Here is a 19,015-nt window from a genome sequence, read left to right on the forward strand (position 1 = left end):
AGACGAGCCACAGAAGTCTCTTACCAGTCTGTCCAGAACATAAAAAAGGCTGTCCCAACCGCTTGGAACAGCCCCGTATAAACTACTTGAACAATTTTCTACTTGTTAATCAAGAACCAAGCATCGGTAAACTGAGGGTACTTAGCCTGCAATCCTTCGCGGGCTTGTACGGCAGTAGCCCTGTCGTCGAACGAACAAGCTACGACACGATACATACCTTGTGCATTCTGAGCCAATACGGCAGGATAGCCGTCGGCACGCAAACGCTCGCAAAGGCTCTGTGCATTGAGTCGCTGACGGAAGCTCCCCACGATTACATTATAACTCTTCAACAAAGCATCGTTCCCGTCGACAGCGTTTATTTTCTCACTCTGTTCCCGAATAGGAGCCGTATTCGTTGTCGTCGTTGTTGTCGTCGTTGTTGTCGTCGAAGGGGTTGTCACCACGGGTGTAGTTCCGGTTGTAACAGGCTCTTCTATCTTCTTCTCTTGGGCCTTCTCATAAGCAGCCTTATAGGCACTTTGGCTCGACTTACACGATGCCATACCACCGATTAACAAAAGGGATAATCCCCAAATCCAATTCTTTCTCATAGGGTTATAATTTTTAGACATTTACTCGATTCCTTATTTCTATTCGCCTTTACGAATACAATGCAAAAGTAACAAATAAACTTTATTACAAAAATCAATCTTACAAAAATACAAGGATCACCTATCATTTTGTTTAACCCTGCCCCCATTTCAAAATCTCAGGATTTGCTCCCCGATTCACAAAACACCTTTTGTCGAAGGCAATTCACGGTCGGTAATATCCCGTTTCACTGCCATTCGTAAAGCTCGCGCCAATGCTTTGAAAATCCCTTCTATTTTATGATGTTCATTCGTACCTTCCGCTTGAATATTCAAATTCATACGAGCCGCATCACTGAACGACTTAAAAAAATGGTAGAACATCTCGGTAGGCATATCGCCGATCTTCTCACGGTGGAAAGTTGCATTCCACACCAACCACGGCCGTCCCCCGAAATCGAGGGCGACCCTGCATAAGCAGTCGTCCATAGGCAAAGAAAAGCCATACCGACCTATACCCCGTTTGTCTCCCAACGCCCGAGCAAAGGCCTCACCCAAAGCTATCGCCGTATCCTCTATCGTATGATGTTCGTCCACCTGCAAATCCCCAGTCACGAACACAGACAAATCGACTCCGGCATGCCGTCCTAACTGGTCCAGCATGTGATCGAAGAATCCCAACCCGGTATGCACCTCGGTTCGCCCCGTCCCATCGAGATTCAGCGTAACGCAAATATCGGTCTCGGAGGTACGCCGGTCGATAATAACCCGACGAGTTCCGGCACATAAAATCTCGGCGATTTTCCACCAGTCATCGGTCACCGCTTCGCAGACCGATGAAAGTCCCTCAGCGTCCAATTCAGCCACACCCCGCTCAGGCAAAGCGAAATAAATCGCTTTACAACCGAGATTGGCGGCCAGTTGTACATCGGTCATTCGATCGCCTATAACATAGGAATGTTCCAAATCATACTCTCCCGACTGGTATCGAGAAAGCATAGCCGTACCCGGTTTACGGGTCGGAAGGTTCTCTTCGGGAAACGAGGAGTCTATGCAAACCTCGTCGAAGCGAATACCCTCGTTGGCGAAAGCCTGTATAATTTTACGCTGCACCGTCCAAAAATTCTCTGCCGGAAACGAAGACGTGCCCATACCATCTTGATTGGTCACCATCACCCACTCGAAATCGAGACGAGTAGCCACATAAGCAAGACTCTGAAACACTTTGGGCACAAATTCCAATTTTTCAAGCGAATCGACTTGTTTATCCACAGGAGGTTCTACTACCAATGTTCCGTCCCGGTCGATAAAAAGAACTCTTTTCATAACTCTCGAATTTAGCTGTAACTTTTCAATGTTTCCAATAAAACATTCATTTCCCGATCTGTCCCGATAGTGATACGCAGACAATCGCCGCATAAAGCAACTTTTGAGCGATTACGAACGACGATTCCATCGGTAACCAGTCGTAAATATATCTTCTCGGACTCCACCATCTTCACCAATACAAAATTGGCATCACTCGGATAAACCGTTTTTACCATCGGTATGTCGGACAGGCGCTCGACAAACCGCGACCGAACCGATAATATCTCATCAACCCACCGCCGGACTTCGTTCTCTCGGTCGAGCATTTCCATCGCATAACGCTGAACCAAATCACTGATGTTATACGGATATTTCACTTGATTATAATAGCCGATGATATCAGGCGAAGCAAATGCCATTCCCAGACGGACTCCGGCACTACCCCATGCCTTCGAAAAGGTTTGCAGCACAACCAAATTATGAAATTCGTTCAACCGGCGAATCCACGAAGGCCGGGACGAGAAATCTATATAGGCTTCGTCCACGACCACAATCCCGTCAAAAGCAGTTATCAATCGCTCGATCTCGATGGCAGGAAAGACGTTGCCGGTAGGATTATTCGGCGAACATAAAAACAACAATCTGCTATGAGTGTCGATAGTTTGCAATATAGCATCGCAATCCAACGAAAAGTCTTTCTTCAAAGGGACTTCGCGATACTCCACGCCGTTAATGTCGGCACATACTCTATACATACCGTAGGTAGGAGTTATCGAAACCGCATTATCCCGTCCGGGTTCACAAAAGATACGATACAGTAAATCTATCGCTTCGTCACTTCCCACACCGAGAAAAATGTTTTCGGGCATTACACCCCGTTGTTTTGCCAACTTCTCTTTCAAATCGTTTTGCAACGGATCGGGATAACGATTATACGGAAGATTAAACGGGCTTTCATTGGCATCAAGCCATACCGAAGCCTCTCCCGAAAATTCATTCCGAGCCGAAGAATAGGGTTTTAATTGTCGAATATTGGGACGCACCCATTGTTCTATTTTTTTCATAACTGCACTTTTTAAGAATGAATAGACTGCAAACGCACCGTCACAGCTTCTTTATGCGCCTCCAATCGTTCGGCCTCCGCCATTTTCTCGATCACCGGACCAAGATTTTTCAACCCTTCGGACGAAATCTGCTGGAAAGTAATTTTACGGGTGAAGCTATCGAGATTTACCCCGCTATACGATTTGGCATACCCACTGGTCGGAAGCGTGTGATTCGTCCCCGAAGCATAATCGCCGGCACTTTCAGGGGTATAATATCCTAAGAATACCGACCCAGCATTAACGATTGCCGAAGCCCACTCCTCGGCGTCTGTACGATGCACGATGAGGTGTTCGGGAGCATACGCATTGACAAAGTCGGCCAAATCGGTCTCTCGCTCCAACAAGACGACCGAGCTGTGAGAAAGAGACTTCTCCACCCATTCACGCCGAGGCAATCGGTCCAGTTGTCGTTCGATCTCAGCCGGGAACAAATCGGCTATTCTACGATCGGTAGTCAGCAGTATCGACTGACTGTCAGCCCCATGCTCGGCCTGCGACAAAAAATCGGCGGCAAGGAATCGTACATCGGCGCCCGAATCGGCTACAATCATCACTTCCGAAGGCCCTGCCGGCATATCGATAGCTACACCTTGCACGGATACTTGCTGTTTAGCGGCCATTACATAACGATTTCCCGGTCCAAAAATCTTATATACCTGCGGAACACTCTCCGTGCCAAAAGCCATAGCACCTATGGCCTGCACTCCTCCCAGTTTAAAAATACGGTCTATCCCTGTCTCACGAGCCGCATACAATATAGCGGGGGCTATCTTACCCTCCTTTCCGGGAGGAGTACACATCACGATTTCATGACAACCCGCCAAACGAGCCGGGACAGCCAGCATCAGTACCGTAGAAAAAAGCGGAGCTGTACCGCCCGGCACATAAAGACCTACTTTTTCTATTCCCACTGGCTTCTGCCAACACCACACACCGGGTGTGGTTTCTACTTTTTTCACTTCGATAGCCTGCGAGGCGTGGAACTTACGAATGTTGTCGATAGCCTGTCTTATCGCCTTTTTCAAAGACTCGGGCACAGCCGCGATCCCTTCTTCCATTTCGGCAGGCGTCACCTGCAATGCATCCAATACAACCCGATCGAATTGCTTCTCATAACGTCTCAACGCATCATCTCCTTCGCATCGTACCGATTCTAAAATATCGGACACCGTGCGAGATAAAGAGATTAAATCCATTTGCGGACGAGCCATAATCACCTTCCATTCGTCCCGCTTCGGATATTTCCAAACCGTCACTGTCATATCACAAAATCATCTTTTCAATATCCAACACCAATATACCCTCGGCTCCTGCCGTTTTCAGCCGATTAATAATCTCCCAAAAGCATTTTTCGTCGAGTACCGTATGCACCGAACACCACTCCTTATCTGCCAGAGGCATGACCGTGGGGCTTTTGATTCCCGGTAACACTGACAACACGTCGTTCAACTTCTTTTGCGGGACATTCATGAGAATATACTTTTTATCATCTGCGGCTTGTACCGAATCGAAACGAAACAACAGCTCGTCCAGTATTCCCCGCTTTTCGGGAGAAATAGAATCCGTTCCTATGAGAACAGCTTCCGATTCGACGACGGTTTCAACTTCTTTCAATCGATTGCTAACCAACGTACTGCCCGAACTGACAATATCGAATATGGCATCGGCCAATCTAATTCCGGGAGCTATCTCAACCGAACCGGTAATTACATGAATGTCCGAAACTATCCCGTTCTTGTGCAGATAATCTGACAATATTCCGGGATAAGACGTCGCTATTTTCTTTCCCGAAAACCAGTTTCTATCTTGATAGTCTATGTTTTGGGGTATAGCTAATGAAAGGCGACACTTCCCGAAGCCTAACTTTTTCAAAATACCCACAGGGCAACGCTTCTCCATGACCTCGTTCAATCCCACGATTCCTACATCGGCAACCCCCGAAGCCACAGACTCAGGAATATCGTCGTCCCTTAGAAACAACACTTCCACGGGGAAGTTTCGTGCAGGAACCAACAACGTCCTCTTCCCTCCCGGTATCTTGATACCTGCCTCCTCTAACAAAGCCATAGACTCCTCATATAGTCTCCCTTTCGACTGAATAGCTATCCTCAGCATAATTCTTCATGTTTTTAATAAGTAAAATCCATATAAAAAAGGCTTACCATAATCCGGTAAGCCTACAACATTTTCCTATGTTATTTTTACATACAGACTCACCCTATCCCCCAAAGGGACAATGCACGTGACTGTGATGTAAAAATAGAACCATCATTAATCTTAACTATAAATTTTCAACAAATATAAGGCATTAAATACAAAATACAAATTATTTCACTATTTTTCTTTCAAATTTATATATTATATCGTTTTTTAGTAACAACGAACTTATCCTAAAAAGAAAGTAACGACCATATAAATACCTGCTGCCAAAAGCGCACTGACAGGAATCGTAAGAATCCATGCGACTAAAAGACTTTTCGTCACACCCCAACGAACCGCAGACAAGCGTTTGGTCGCTCCCACACCGATAATAGCCCCGGTAATGGTATGTGTAGTACTTACGGGAATCTTTAAAATTTCGGTTAAATAAAGCGTGAACGCCCCTGCCGTTTCGGCTACCACTCCCTCCAACGGAGTAACCTTCGTAATTTTCGTTCCCATTGTTTTTACTATCTTCCAACCTCCCGACATCGTCCCCAACGATATGGCCGTAAAGCAGGCAAACGCAACCCAATCGGGCAAATCGGCAATGCTGTTTATACCCATACCTAAACCCATCGAGTGAGCGGCAATCATAGCGGCGGCAATAATACCCATTACTTTCTGGGAATCGTTCAAACCATGCCCGATACTAAACATCGCCGAAGAAACCAACTGTAATTTCTTGAACCAAACTTCGGCCTTATGGGGTTGAACCCGGCGACAAATATGAAGGACCAATATCGTAAATCCGAACGCTACGACCATTCCTATAAAGGGAGCCAAGAAAATAAATGCGGCTATTTTGAGAATAATATTGAGCTGAATCGCCCCGAATCCACTCGCCATAATGGCAGCACCGGCAAATCCTCCGATAAGTGTATGCGACGAAGAAGACGGAATACCTTTCCACCAAGTAATCAAATTCCATGCGATAGCGGCAATCACACCCGACAAAATAATAGGCAGAGTGATAAACTCTTCTACCACGGTCTTGGATACGGTATTGGCTATACCAAACCCACCGATAATGTATTTGGCAATAAAGAACGCGACAAAATTAAAGAAAGCAGCCCACAAAACCGCTTGAAAGGGTGTGAGGACTTTTGTCGACACGATTGTCGCTATCGAATTGGCAGCATCATGAAACCCGTTGATAAAATCGAACAGCAATGCCAGTACAATAATAACTATCAATAACTCCATAACATAACTCTTTACGGATTTATGCGTACTTAACAATCAACGTTCTCAGGATTTTTCCAACATACTCGGCCGAGTCGGTAGTCTTCTCTAATATCTGCATGATCTCTTTTATCTTGATAATCTCGATACAGTCTTTCTCCTCCTCGAATAACTTTGTGATGAACAGTTCATACACATCGTCTGCCTGATTCTCTATATCGTGTAATTTCGAACAATATTCTCTCAATGTAGCCGGATTCTTGCGAAACGTATCCAACTCGTCCATCGCTTTACAGATATAATCCGCCTCTTTCTGTACCAACAAACTCAGTTCCTTTCCGCTATCGCCGATAGGTCGCGGATTATAAATCGCTATACGTTTCGCACAACTGTTTATTCCATCGATGACATCGTCCATGTGAGAAGCCAATGCCTGTATATCCTCTCTGTCAAACGGAGTAATAAAAGTAGTTCCTAATTCATCAAAAATCAAGTGAGCCAATCTATCCCCTTCACGTTCTAAATCTTTAATTTTTTTATAATAGGAAGATCGTTCCTCCGGCTTGTCATGTTGCATGCTCTCTACCAAAACAGCCGAAGAAGAAACCAACACTTCGGAAAGTTGTTTCAACAATGGGAAAAATTTGGGTTCCTTAGGGGTAAATCTGCTAAAAAAGGAATTTTTCATAAATGTGTATAATATAATTATTTAATGTATCCTCTTTCTCGATTTATCCTTATCTACTCAATACCAAGAAGATAAAACGGATATATCTTTTGTAGATTGCAAAGGTAGAAGAATGTATATATACATCATATTACATTTATTTTAAATTTTCACATGGCTTAATTTTTTATTTCATATCATACATAAAAAGATTGTTTTATTTTTGTTCCCGAATATTCCTCACCAAGATGCAAAATAATATGATTATAGAACAAACCGAAGATGGTATCCCCACTCTCTATTTGCCGAGAATGGACGAACATTACCACTCCACCAAAGGGGCTTTGGCGGAAGCTCGGCATGTATACATCGACTCTGCATTGCGAGCTTCTGGGAAAAAAGAAATCAATGTCCTTGAAATAGGTTTCGGAACCGGATTAAACACATTTCTTACATTTCTCGAATCACAGGAAAAAGGATTAAGGATAAATTATACCACCTTCGAACTATATCCTCTCTCCCCCGACATAACCGAAAAATTGAACTACCCGGCGCTCATAGCCCCAAGCTCAGAATCGATATTCGCTCTTTTACATCAATGCGAATGGAATCAAAAGATCGCTATATCACCCTTGTTTACCTTATACAAACGCCATGCCGACCTCACCCGAACCTCTCTCGAAGGAATATACGACGTGGTTTATTTCGATGCGTTCGCTCCCGAAAAGCAACCCGAAATGTGGGACGAGAAAATTTTCCGGGAGATTTTCAGTCACTTGTCTCCGGGTGGTATTCTGAGCACCTACTGTGCGAAAGGGGAAATAAGACGAAGGCTTCAATCTGTCGGGTTTACGGTAGAACGGTTACCCGGCCCGCCGAACGGTAAACGGGAAATTCTAAGAGCATCCAAAAGATAACTCTGTCAATAGATTGCATCGGCTACCGAGGCACCCAATTTCCTACCGACTCGCTGTAACAAGATATAATAGTATTCATCGGTTTCATCGAACGAAGCCACAGACAAGCCTATCTCCGTAAACTGGGCGACTTGTTCCGCTACCGGTAATAAATTTCGGGCAAAAACTTTATCCGATATACGTTTGTGCATTTCATTTAATTGTTCCCGACTTTGGGAATGGGCAATCAACAATCTACCACCACAATACAGATTATCGGTTACCAAGCGGGCAATCGTATCTACCGGATAACGAAAATGAGGGAACACCGAATACAGCAAAATAGCATTGAAACGTCCACCCAAACGATCCCGCTCCACATCGGCCCGGACAAAGCTAACTCCTGCATTGGGAAAACGCAAAGAAGCCTCCCTCAGCATCTTTTCAGAACTGTCCACAGCCACAATAGGAGCATAGTGCCCTACCTGTTCCCGGATAAAAGGTATCATAACTCCCGTTCCCGTACCTATGTCGAGAACCGTATCGCCTTGTTTCAATTGTAAAACAGACAGCACTTTTTCTATCCTCCCGGTATCATACCGACAAGTTTTATTCCACACCCCGGCCATCTCATCAAAAAAATTCATTTCTCCTCCTTTCTCTCAAAACAAGCCAACAAATACTCGCACCACTCATCCATGCCCATACCCCGGGTCGCCGAAATTTCAAAAAAACACAACTGAGGATTTATTTTCAAGGCATTATCTTTCAATCGGGCGACATCGCTATCCACATAAGGCAACAAATCTATTTTGTTGATTATACAAATATCAGCACCGGCAAACATATAGGGATACTTCAACGGCTTATCGTCTCCCTCGGTCACACTGAGAAGAACGACTCGGAGATTTTCGCCCAAGTCGAACATGGCCGGACACACCAAATTGCCTACATTCTCTATAAACAACAACGTATCTTTCACGGCCAATTCATCGAACGCCGACGATACCATACGGGCATCGAGGTGACAACCATTGTGTGTATTGATTTGTATGGCTGGAATACCCAAATTCCTAATACGTCCGGCATCATTGTCGGTATGCTGGTCTCCCTCTATTACGGCAATCTTATGAAAATCTCTTCCACCCAGCCGTTTAATAGTGCTTTCGAGTAAAGTCGTTTTACCCGATCCCGGCGAACTAACCAAATTTATCGCCCAACAACCTGTTGTATTCCATATATTTCTATTCTGCCCGGCAATCCTATTATTCTCACTTAAAATATCTTGTTCTACGGCAATATCAACCGTTTTCCCATGTCCGTGAGCAATTCCCAGACGATGCATTTCTTCATGGCTCATCTCCTGATGGCCACAACCGCAAGTCGTACACATATCTTTTTAATTTTAATATTATTACTTATCTGTTTCTACAATCAGTGAGGTAAGACGAAACTCTTGTCCCGAAACCAACCGTGTTTTATAGCTTCCGCATTTCGGGCACGAGGCATATAACGAAACCGGTGAAAACGACTCACCGCAAACACCGCAAACCGCCAACGGTTTCACCCGATCGACCATTACCCGAGCACCGGCAAACGCACTTCTCTCCAAAACCATATTCAATGAAAATAAAAAAGCATCATTATCCACACCCGATAAATCGCCAATAGTTATCTCGATGCATCGAACCGAACCACCACCATGTAGTGCCAGCTCTTTTTCCACCAGCTCCACCACGCTACAAGCCAACGACAACTCGTGCATGCCTCTTATCATTATGGTTCATCGATTGTTCTATCCATGCAGCTGTTACGGCCATTTGTCCCACGGCAATACCGGCATCGTTACAAGGGACGGAAGCAGGCAAATAGGGTTGTAACCCCAACTGTCTCAACATGGGCATCAAAATATCGACCAACAACTTATTTTGGAAAACACCCCCGCACAGGACGACTCTCGACAACTTTTGCCGGACAGCCTGTTTCGCCAATTCAACGCACCACATAGCCGCATAGGTTCGATGAAAAGCCGAAGCTATCTCAGAGCGGGGAACTCCTTTCTGTAAATCGTTCAAAACAGCCTTCACCAACCACGAAAAATCGAGAGGATTATCTTTGTCGAAAGGATAAATTTTCAAGATAGAACGGTCGGCTACCTGTTCCAACTTTTGAGGAGCTTCCGATCGATATCGATTGAAATCCGCTATACCCAATAGAGAAGCGACTGCATCGAACAGCCGGCCTGCCCCGGAACTTAACGGAGTATTGATACGACGGGCAATCATACGACTCACCAATTTAATACGGTCCTCTCCTACCCGTTTTACGAAATTGTCGGGTAAAGGCATATTCTCTCCATACAACGAGTACAACAGCGATACGGCCATTCTCCACGGTTCACGAGCGGCAATATCGCCTCCCGGCATCGGCAAATAAAGATGGTGCGATAACCGCCTATATTCCGTACGAGAGCACCGGATCAGTTCTCCGCCCCAAATCGTGCAATCATCGCCATAACCGGTTCCGTCGAGACATAACGCCAATACATCGCCGGTGAGCGCATATTCGGCCATTACAGCTACGGCATGGGCATGGTGATGTTGTACCCGATACACAGGTATATGCCTCTCGACTGCATATCGTTCACCCCATGCCGTAGCGAAATAGTCGGGATGCAAGTCACAGACCACACACCTCGGTTCGAATCGAAACATTCGAGAAAAATGAGAAATCGATTCTTCAAAAAAAGAAAGGTTTTCCCGGCAAGACAACTCGCCTATATGTTGACCCAATAAAATATCTTCTTTTTTCCCTATCGCAAAGCAGGAAACCTGTTCGGCCCCGACAGCCAATATTCCTTCGGTAGCCTGCACGTTGCGTAATGGTTCGGGAGTATATCCCCGCGACCTTCGTATGGGACGACAAACTCCGTCATATTCCTGTACGACAGAATCATCGACCCGGTTGTAAATATCCCGATTGTACGAAACGACCGAATCGACTTTGGAATCAAACAAATCATGAGCCTCCTCATCTGCTATGACGATAGGACGTCCCCCCATATTCCCACTGGTTACCACGATTCGTCTCAATTCGGGAGCTTCTGTAAACAAATCATAATGTATCGCCATATAAGGTAATAGAACTCCCAAAGACCGATATCCCTCATTCAGCCACGGCGCATTATGCACTTTCTCCTCCGCCAGCACGATAGGCCGCCTCCACGAGTTCAACGCTTTTCGCTCCTCATCGGAAAGATTCAAATCGACCATTACCTCCCGTTCGTCCCGATACATGACAGCCAAAGGCTTGGCATAACGACCTTTCAACTCCCGTATTCGGGCGACAGCCTGCTCATTATCGGCATCGCAGATGAGGTTGTAACCGCCCAAACTTTTCAAAGCGACGACACCTCCATTCGACAATACATCGGATATTCGCGAAACTATACGGATATAAACCGTATCCTCATTCCCTTCGGAATCCCGCAGCGTATAATGCGGGCCACATTCGTTACAAGCGATGGGTTGTGCATGGAAACGGCGATCATTTACATCGGCATACTCCTCCCGACACGTATCGCACATACCAAAAGAGCTCATAGTCGTAACGGCTCTATCGTAAGGTAATTTTTCGATAATGGAAAAACGAGGCCCGCAATGCGTACAATTGATAAAGGGATACCCCATGCGATGCAACTGGTGTTTCCGGTCTTTCAAACAATCGGAGCAAATAGCTATATCGGGGCTTATACGTGTGATTTCGTCGCCAGAACTACGGCTGGGAGCAATATCGAAACTTTCATATTTTTTCGAGACACGGCATTGTACTGTTTCTATATGTTCGATAGAAGCGACCTCCGGAACCGATTTTATCAAAGCCTTCAAGAATTTCTCCTTTTGAATACAGGTAGATTGCAACACGATAAGAACTCCGTCATTACTATTATCCACGTACCCACGTAATCCCATCTCATTAGCCAAGCGGTATACATAAGGACGGAATCCTACTCCTTGCACAAGACCTCTGACATGTATGTGATATTGATTCATCTGCAAAAGTTTTTTCAGATTTCTTTCTAAACAATACAATTGTAAAAGTTGTTCATTATCCGTACCAAAACTATTACTCAAACTATGTGCTTAGCTATTCCCGGAAAAATTCTCGATATAGATACTTCCTGTTCCCTGCGTATGGCGACAGTCGATTTCGGCGGTATACATAAATCCATCTGCATACAATATGTCGACGCGGAGCCCGGCGATTTCATCTTGGCTCACGCCGGCATGGCGATAACCCGTCTCGATAGTGAAGAAGCAGAAGCTACATTGGAGGATTTCAAGATCCTCGCAGATAACCTTAATCCCGACAACCATGTGGTATGAAAAACAATTCAGGGATAACGGTAATCTTACGACATTACTCCAAGCAATCCGACAAATAGCTACGTTCCCGATACGAATCATGGAAGTATGCGGGGGACAAACCTATGCCCTGTCCCGGTATCGAATCGAAGAATTACTCCCCGACACGGTACAAATGATTCACGGGCCGGGATGCCCGGTATGCGTCACCCATGAAGATACCATATCGCAAGCTATCGAAATAGCTCGGAATCCCCAAACCATATTCTGTACCTTCGGAGACATGGTACGTGTGCCCGGGACAAAAGGAAGTTTACAACAACTCAAAGCCGAAGGAAAAGATATACGTATTGTCTATTCTCCTCTCGATACGTTACGGATAGCCAGTGAAAATCCCGAAAAACAAGTCGTCTTCTTCGCCATAGGATTCGAGACGACCACACCCCTATACACTTTGTTGTTGCAAGAAATCGTCTCCCGAAAAATAACCAATCTATCCTTGCTGACCTCCTTGTTCACCATACCCGCCGCCATATCGTTTTTAGCCCAAGACCCCGAATGTAAAATAGACGGACTGTTGGCAGCCGGACACGTATGCTCGATTACCGGGCTCCGAGAGTACGATGCCTTGGCCGAAAAATTGAAATTGCCCATCGCTGTAACCGGATTCGAACCGGCCGACTTATTATATGGCATTTATCAAGTTATACGGTTGAAAGCACAAGGCATCGACCGTACCATAAACGCTTACCGAAGAGCCGTACCTACACAAGGGAACAGAATGGCCCGACAAAAGACAGAGCGTTTCTTCACACCCTATGACGCCTATTGGAGGGGATTGGGAAAGATACCCGTCAGCGGATTGAGACTACGCCCCGAATATGAACAATACGAAGCTCGAAATCGTTTTTTATGCAAAGTAAAACCGGGCATTCAAGCCTCCGCATGTCGGGCAGGAGAAATCATGAAGGGGAAAATATCTCCCGAAAAGTGTCCCTTGTTCGGCAACCGTTGTACCCCCGATACCCCGTTAGGGGCATCTATGGTATCGTCGGAAGGAGCTTGCTCTGCTTTTTATCGTTACAGAACTAACTAAAAAACGAAATATGAATTTACCCGACTGTCCCACACCGACACAAAAATACGACCGAATCGTCATGGCCCACGGCGGCGGAGGACGAATGACAAGCCGTCTTATCGAAAAGATTTTCTATCCGGCCTTTCAAAACAAATGGCTCGAACAAGCTCATGACGGAGCGACATTGAATTTGCCTTCCGCCCGAATAGCTATCACAACCGACTCGTTCGTCGTAGACCCATTGTTCTTTCCCGGGGGAAACATCGGAGACTTGGCTATAAACGGGACCGTAAACGATTTACTGTGTTGCGGAGCCACTCCTCTCTATTTATCGGCAGGATTTATATTAGAAGAAGGCTTACCCATAGAGACATTGAAACAGATCGTACAAACCATGCGAAAAGCGGCCGGGAAAGCCGGTGTCTCTATCGTCACCGGAGACACCAAGGTCGTCGAACACGGCAAATGCGACAAGATTTTCATCAACACGACCGGAGTCGGGATCGTCCCCGAAAATATCGATATAGGACTTCACCGCATCAAGAAAGGAGATGCCGTAATCGTCACCGGCGATATCGGGAATCACGGAATCTGTATTCTCTCCACACGAGACAGTTTAGGTTTCGAGACCTCTATCCAAAGCGATACGGCGGCACTCACCCAAATCGTCTCTAATCTACTGGCCGGAGTTCCCGATGTACATATACTACGGGATCCCACACGCGGGGGATTATCGAGCACGCTAAACGAAATAGCCGAGGGTGCGAACGTAACCATCGCCATAGACGAGAACGAATTACCCATCAGCTCGTCGGTCAACGCCGCATGCGACCTGTTAGGCTTAGACCCTCTGTATGTCGCCAACGAAGGAATCATGCTTGTCTTTTTACCGGACGAGTATGCCGAACGGGCTCTACAAATCATTCGAAGTGACATACATGGGAAAAACGCACGGATAATAGGACATGTAACCGAAGACAGACACCCAGAAGTAATTCTAAAACTATCCTTAGGACAAACACGGATTCTCGATATGCTGAGCGGAGAACAATTACCGCGCATTTGCTGAAACCATAAATCGGAAGAAAACAATGGAAAAAGAACAAACTTTCTATCAGGAGCTGAAAGCCAAAGGATACACCCGTCGGCAATTCCTTAAATTCTGCGGTATCATGGGAGCTATGTTGGGCCTTCACCAAACCGGTATAGCCCAAGTTGTCAACGCACTTCAAACCAAACCCCGCAAGCCGGTTCTTTGGTTTCACTTTCAAGAGTGTACTTGTTGCAGCGAATCATTCCTACGGTCGTCTCACCCGCTTGTCGGACAAATTTTGCTTGAAATGATTTCTCTCGACTATTCCGACACGCTCATGGCAGCCAGCGGTTTCCAAGCAGAAGAAGTCCGAACCCGTTCTATGAAAGAGAATTGGGGCAAATACATCATGATTGTGGAGGGTTCGATTCCACTGGGAAATCCGGGATACTGCACTATTGCCGGACATTCCGCTAAACAGGTATTCGACGAGGCTGCCCACGGAGCGAGTGCTATTATCGCATGGGGAAATTGCGCGTCCTCCGGTTGCATACAAGGAGCTTACCCAAACCCGACAGATACGAAACCCGTACATAAAATTATCTCTGGTAAACCGGTCATTAACGTTCAGGGCTGCCCTCCTATCGCCGACGTCATGGCCGGAGTTATCACTTACATATTGACTTTCGACCGGTTACCCGAATTGGATAATATGGGCAGACCCGTCTCTTTCTACGGACGGCGTATCCACGATACTTGTTATCGCCGTCCCGCCTACGATGCCGGACTGTTTGTCGAAGCCTTCGACGATGAAAATGCGAAAAAAGGATACTGCCTATATAAAATGGGTTGCAAAGGACCGAATACATTCAATTCGTGCGCAGTCATCAAATGGAACGAAGGGGTCAGTTACCCCATACAATCGGGGCACGGGTGCATTGGATGCGCCGAACCCGGATTCTGGGACGCCGAACCCATGTACCATCACCTCCCCGACATCAAAGGATTCGGCATCGAAGCGACGGCCGACCAAATAGGATTGGGACTGACAGCCGTAGCCGCTGCGGGAGTAACCGCACATGCCATCGTGACAAACATACAAAAAAGAAAACTCATTAAAAATCAGATGGACAACGACGATATCGATAAAGAAGAATTCGCCGTAGAAGAACATCAAATCGAACGGGAAGAAAAAAGACTCGACCAAAAAGCTCATAAACTGGAAAAAGATAAAGATAACCGATAAAAATTCGAATTATGACTAAACGAATTGTTGTAGACCCTATTACGAGAATCGAGGGCCACCTCCGCATGGAAGCCGATATAGAAAACGGTGTCATCACCGATGCTTTCAGTACCGGGACGATGATACGGGGAATCGAGATCATTGTCAAGGACCGCGATCCTCGCGACGTTTGGGCATACGTGGGCCGAGTATGCGGAGTCTGTACCTCCATACATTCGCTCTGTTCTGTCAGGGCGGTCGAAGATGCGCTACACATCGTCATTCCGCCGAATGCCGAGCAGGTGAGAAACCTCATGCAATCGGCCGTAACCATACAAGATCACGTTACACACTTCTATCAATTACAGGCTCTCGACTGGGTCGATGTCATGTCGGCCTTGAATGCCGACCCCAGAAAGGCAGCCGAAGTGGCGCAAAGCCTATCGGAATGGCCTAAAAACTCCATCGGTTATTTTGTCGAAATACAAAAGAAAATACGCACGTTCATAGAGACCAGCAAATTCAGTATTTTCTCCAACGGATATTGGGGACACCCGGCCTATAAACTTCCGCCGGAAGTGAATCTCGTGGCTTTGGCTCACTATCTCGAAGCGCTCGAAGTTCAAAAAGAAATCGTCAAAGTCCAAACCATTTTCGGAGGGAAAAATCCCCACCCAAATTTCTTGGTCGGGGGTATGGCCTGCGCCGTCAACATAAACGATCCCAACGCCCTCAACATGGAACGATTGAATTATGTCGCTCAAATCATTGAACGTACGCAGACCTTCGTCCGCCAAGTCTACCTTCCAGATGTTCTGGCCATACTTTCCTATTACCCCGAATGGACGAAAATAGGCGGAGGGCTGCATAATTATATCGCCTATGGAGATTACCCTATGGGTAACTACGGGGAACTGTCGACCTATAAAAGTCCGAGGGGTATTGTCGTCGGTCGCGACTTATCGAAAGTCGTCGAATTCGATCCCTGGGCTATGGACGGGCTGTTGGAATTTGTCAACAATTCGTGGTATTCTTATACGCAAGGCAAAGATGTGGGGCTTCACCCGTCGGTCGGCGAAACTCATCTGAACTACACGGGTGCTACGCCACCCTATGAATACCTCGATAGAGACCAGCCTTACAGTTGGATCAAAACTCCCCGATACAAAGGTATGCCTATGGAAACAGGGCCATTGGCCCGTAATATCGTAGGACATGCATCGGGCAACGAAGCCTATAAAGGAATCACACAACGGTGTTTGAAGCAACTGAATGTCCCCTACGAAGCGATGTACTCCACAGCCGGGCGTACTTTGGCACGAGCTATCGAAGCAAATTTATTGGCAGACTGGCAAACCGAGTTTTACACGGCTTTACTGCAAAACATAAAGAACGGAGACTACCGTATGTTCAACGGTATAAAATGGGAACCAGACACTTGGCCGGAAGCAGCGCAAGGTGTAGGACTCACCGAAGCCCCGAGGGGTGCACTGGCCCACTATGTAGGCATTAAAGATAAAAAAGTCTTCAATTACCAAATGGTCGTTCCTACTACATGGAACGCCTCTCCTCGCGACACCAAAGGACAACATTCGGCTTTCGAGGCCTCCCTTATCGGAACTCCGGTCATCGATCCCCGACTGCCGCTCGAAATCATACGCACCATACACTCGTTCGACCCCTGTATGGCATGTGCCGTACATCTATATGACGAAAACGGTGAACATATACACCGATGTGAAATGTTATAATATAAACCCCAAGCAGTTGAATATATGATAAGCCGGAAAAAATCTTTACGTGAAGTCTACGTGTGGGAACTCCCCGTACGCATATTCCATTGGGTCAACGCAACAGCTATCGTCGTATTGTGCGTTACCGGATACATTATCGGCAACCCACCCGCTATACAACATGCCACACCACCCGAAGCTAACTATTGGTTCGGTTGGGTACGGTTTATCCATTTCGCTGCCGCATTTGTTTTCATTCTCAACTTTATTGTTCGCCTATATTGGGCTTTCGCCGGTAACTCGTTCGCCCGATGGAACAATTACCTCCCCCTCACCCGAAAACAGTGGAGGAGTATTTTCGATACCACCAAAGTCGATGTATTGTTGTTGTCGCCGAAACCGGTCTATGACATAGGACACAATAGCTTGGCCGCCTTTACATACTTCGGGGTCTTTGTCCTATTCTTTATCCAAACCATCACAGGACTGGCCATGTTCTGCGTGTCCACCAACAATGTTTTGGAACCCTTTTTCACTTGGGTATTACTCAAATGCGGAGGGTTCTTCGTCGTAAGACAAATACATCATATCGCCATGTGGGCATTCATTCTCTTTACGATTGCCCACATATATCTGGTATTTTACCACGACTATATCGAACGAAACGGAATAGCCTCCTCGATCATAGGAGGCTGGAAATTCGTTCGGGAGGATTTGGCGGAAGAGTACGAGACCGAACAAAAACAGCAACAACAACTTCAAAAACAAAAAGATGGAATCGCAAACGAAACAACCGAAAAATAATCCTACACCCGATAAGATACTTGTTTTGGGAATAGGGAACCTCGTACTCAACGACGAAGGCATAGGAATACACGTAGTCAATGCTCTAAACGAGATGGAGATACCACAAGGTGTGGACGTGCTCGACGGTGGAACCGGTGGCCTTGCCCTGTTGGAAACATTGCAAAGTTACCGGCAACTTATTCTCGTAGACGCAGCACTCGACAACAATCCGGTCGGGACGATTCGGCGATTATCGCCCAAATACTCCAAAGACTATCCGCCCTTGCTAAGCGCACACGAAATAGGATTGAAAGAAATGATAGACGCCATGCTATTACTCGGACAAGCACCCCGTATCGAACTACTTGCCATCAGTGTGCGCAACTGTCATCACTTAGGCATGCAACTATCGCCCGAAGCAAGAAAAGCCATACCACAGGTATTGCAACTTATTTTTGAAATCATCAACGACCTGCAACACGATCGCTGCTTGATGGGAGCCGAGTAAAATCGCATATCCCGACTCGGCGAAATCAGAAATTTTATATTTCGTCGTAAACCGTCCCATCGTTATATCGGTCATTGTTACAGAACGATATATTTAGAAGTTGTTTTAAATTTATAGAGAAATAATATTATCATTGCAAGCAGGTATGTTCCGGCCATATTGCGCCCCTGTCTCGAATCTAGAATCCCTTGATTTTTGTCAATAGCCCGCTATTGACTGCATATCTCGGACTCCAATCTGCTTCAACATAGGTCTCAATCTGTCTCGGAATAAATTTAAATCAGCTTCTAAAAAAGTATTGATTTTTGAATCGCCGATAGAAAAAATTGAGTAATTTGGCAGCATAATTCGAAAA

19 protein-coding genes are annotated in these 19,015 nt (G+C 46.0%); 8 read left to right on the plus strand and 11 right to left on the minus strand.

Going from position 1 to position 19,015, the window contains the following annotated elements; genetic code table 11:
* Nucleotides 1-98: 98 nt before the first annotated feature.
* The 7 genes from HMPREF9448_RS09345 to HMPREF9448_RS09375 all read right to left on the minus strand — a co-directional run bounded on the left by HMPREF9448_RS09345 (nucleotide 99) and on the right by HMPREF9448_RS09375 (nucleotide 7,058).
* Nucleotides 99-593, minus strand: coding sequence for an SPOR domain-containing protein (locus HMPREF9448_RS09345; RefSeq protein ID WP_040296200.1), 495 nt, complete (start codon nucleotides 591-593; stop codon nucleotides 99-101).
* 177 nt (nucleotides 594-770) lie between these two features.
* Nucleotides 771-1,898 (minus strand): bifunctional histidinol-phosphatase/imidazoleglycerol-phosphate dehydratase HisB, encoded by a 1,128-nt coding sequence (gene hisB / locus HMPREF9448_RS09350; protein ID WP_008862322.1) that lies wholly within the window; start codon nucleotides 1,896-1,898, stop codon nucleotides 771-773.
* Between the two features lie 11 nt (nucleotides 1,899-1,909).
* Nucleotides 1,910-2,944, minus strand: coding sequence for a histidinol-phosphate transaminase (hisC, locus tag HMPREF9448_RS09355; RefSeq protein WP_008862323.1), 1,035 nt, complete (start codon nucleotides 2,942-2,944; stop codon nucleotides 1,910-1,912).
* 11 nt (nucleotides 2,945-2,955) lie between these two features.
* Nucleotides 2,956-4,242, minus strand: a complete 1,287-nt coding sequence (gene hisD / locus HMPREF9448_RS09360) for a histidinol dehydrogenase (protein ID WP_040296201.1) — start codon at nucleotides 4,240-4,242, stop codon at nucleotides 2,956-2,958.
* Nucleotides 4,243-4,249: 7 nt separating this feature from the next.
* Entirely contained in the window at nucleotides 4,250-5,101 is an 852-nt protein-coding gene (gene hisG, locus HMPREF9448_RS09365; protein WP_008862325.1) for an ATP phosphoribosyltransferase, read from the minus strand.
* A 270-nt stretch (nucleotides 5,102-5,371) separates the two neighbouring features.
* On the minus strand, nucleotides 5,372-6,391 hold the full coding sequence (locus tag HMPREF9448_RS09370) for an inorganic phosphate transporter (RefSeq protein WP_008862326.1): 1,020 nt from the start codon (nucleotides 6,389-6,391) through the stop codon (nucleotides 5,372-5,374).
* A gap of 19 nt (nucleotides 6,392-6,410) precedes the next feature.
* Nucleotides 6,411-7,058 carry a DUF47 domain-containing protein gene (locus tag HMPREF9448_RS09375; RefSeq protein WP_008862327.1) on the minus strand — a complete coding sequence of 216 codons (648 nt, stop codon included), beginning with the start codon at nucleotides 7,056-7,058 and terminating at the stop codon, nucleotides 6,411-6,413.
* A 239-nt stretch (nucleotides 7,059-7,297) separates the two neighbouring features.
* On the opposite strand from HMPREF9448_RS09375, the gene mnmD reads away from it, so the two are divergent.
* Complete coding sequence (gene mnmD / locus HMPREF9448_RS09380; protein ID WP_040296159.1) at nucleotides 7,298-7,954, plus strand: tRNA (5-methylaminomethyl-2-thiouridine)(34)-methyltransferase MnmD; 657 nt, start codon at nucleotides 7,298-7,300, stop codon at nucleotides 7,952-7,954.
* 5 nt (nucleotides 7,955-7,959) lie between these two features.
* On the opposite strand, the gene HMPREF9448_RS09385 is transcribed toward mnmD, so the two are convergent.
* Genes HMPREF9448_RS09385 through hypF form a run of 4 tightly spaced genes read right to left on the minus strand, consistent with a single transcriptional unit; the run spans nucleotide 7,960 to nucleotide 11,985 of the window.
* Nucleotides 7,960-8,580: a class I SAM-dependent methyltransferase gene (locus HMPREF9448_RS09385; protein ID WP_008862329.1), complete on the minus strand. Its 621-nt coding sequence runs from the start codon at nucleotides 8,578-8,580 to the stop codon at nucleotides 7,960-7,962.
* Complete coding sequence (hypB, locus tag HMPREF9448_RS09390; protein WP_008862330.1) at nucleotides 8,577-9,326, minus strand: hydrogenase nickel incorporation protein HypB; 750 nt, start codon at nucleotides 9,324-9,326, stop codon at nucleotides 8,577-8,579. Before hypB ends, HMPREF9448_RS09385 begins: the two co-directional genes overlap by 4 nt.
* Before the next feature lie 21 nt (nucleotides 9,327-9,347).
* Complete coding sequence (locus HMPREF9448_RS09395) at nucleotides 9,348-9,698, minus strand: hydrogenase maturation nickel metallochaperone HypA/HybF (protein WP_008862331.1); 351 nt, start codon at nucleotides 9,696-9,698, stop codon at nucleotides 9,348-9,350.
* Entirely contained in the window at nucleotides 9,673-11,985 is a 2,313-nt protein-coding gene (gene hypF, locus HMPREF9448_RS09400; protein WP_008862332.1) for a carbamoyltransferase HypF, read from the minus strand. The genes HMPREF9448_RS09395 and hypF overlap by 26 nt, the downstream gene beginning before the upstream one ends.
* 84 nt (nucleotides 11,986-12,069) lie before the next feature.
* On the opposite strand from hypF, the gene HMPREF9448_RS09405 reads away from it, so the two are divergent.
* The 7 genes from HMPREF9448_RS09405 to HMPREF9448_RS09435 are packed head-to-tail and all read left to right on the plus strand — an operon-like array spanning nucleotide 12,070 to nucleotide 18,660.
* On the plus strand, nucleotides 12,070-12,318 hold the full coding sequence (locus HMPREF9448_RS09405; protein WP_040296203.1) for a HypC/HybG/HupF family hydrogenase formation chaperone: 249 nt from the start codon (nucleotides 12,070-12,072) through the stop codon (nucleotides 12,316-12,318).
* Nucleotides 12,308-13,393, plus strand: coding sequence for a hydrogenase formation protein HypD (hypD, locus tag HMPREF9448_RS09410; protein ID WP_008862334.1), 1,086 nt, complete (start codon nucleotides 12,308-12,310; stop codon nucleotides 13,391-13,393). The genes HMPREF9448_RS09405 and hypD overlap by 11 nt, the downstream gene beginning before the upstream one ends.
* 10 nt (nucleotides 13,394-13,403) lie before the next feature.
* The gene (gene hypE / locus HMPREF9448_RS09415; RefSeq protein ID WP_008862335.1) at nucleotides 13,404-14,444 is read left to right on the plus strand and encodes a hydrogenase expression/formation protein HypE; all 1,041 of its coding nucleotides are present in this window, start codon (nucleotides 13,404-13,406) and stop codon (nucleotides 14,442-14,444) included.
* Between the two features lie 22 nt (nucleotides 14,445-14,466).
* Nucleotides 14,467-15,654, plus strand: a complete 1,188-nt coding sequence (locus HMPREF9448_RS09420) for a hydrogenase small subunit (protein ID WP_008862336.1) — start codon at nucleotides 14,467-14,469, stop codon at nucleotides 15,652-15,654.
* 11 nt (nucleotides 15,655-15,665) lie between these two features.
* On the plus strand, nucleotides 15,666-17,384 hold the full coding sequence (locus HMPREF9448_RS09425; RefSeq protein WP_008862337.1) for a nickel-dependent hydrogenase large subunit: 1,719 nt from the start codon (nucleotides 15,666-15,668) through the stop codon (nucleotides 17,382-17,384).
* A 24-nt stretch (nucleotides 17,385-17,408) separates the two neighbouring features.
* Complete coding sequence (cybH, locus tag HMPREF9448_RS09430) at nucleotides 17,409-18,170, plus strand: Ni/Fe-hydrogenase, b-type cytochrome subunit (protein ID WP_008862338.1); 762 nt, start codon at nucleotides 17,409-17,411, stop codon at nucleotides 18,168-18,170.
* Nucleotides 18,139-18,660 (plus strand): hydrogenase maturation protease, encoded by a 522-nt coding sequence (locus HMPREF9448_RS09435; protein ID WP_008862339.1) that lies wholly within the window; start codon nucleotides 18,139-18,141, stop codon nucleotides 18,658-18,660. The genes cybH and HMPREF9448_RS09435 overlap by 32 nt, the downstream gene beginning before the upstream one ends.
* The last annotated feature ends 355 nt before the right edge of the window (nucleotides 18,661-19,015 follow it).

It is taken from the genome of Barnesiella intestinihominis YIT 11860 (genome assembly GCF_000296465.1).
Classification (GTDB): Bacteria; Bacteroidota; Bacteroidia; order Bacteroidales; family Barnesiellaceae; genus Barnesiella; species Barnesiella intestinihominis.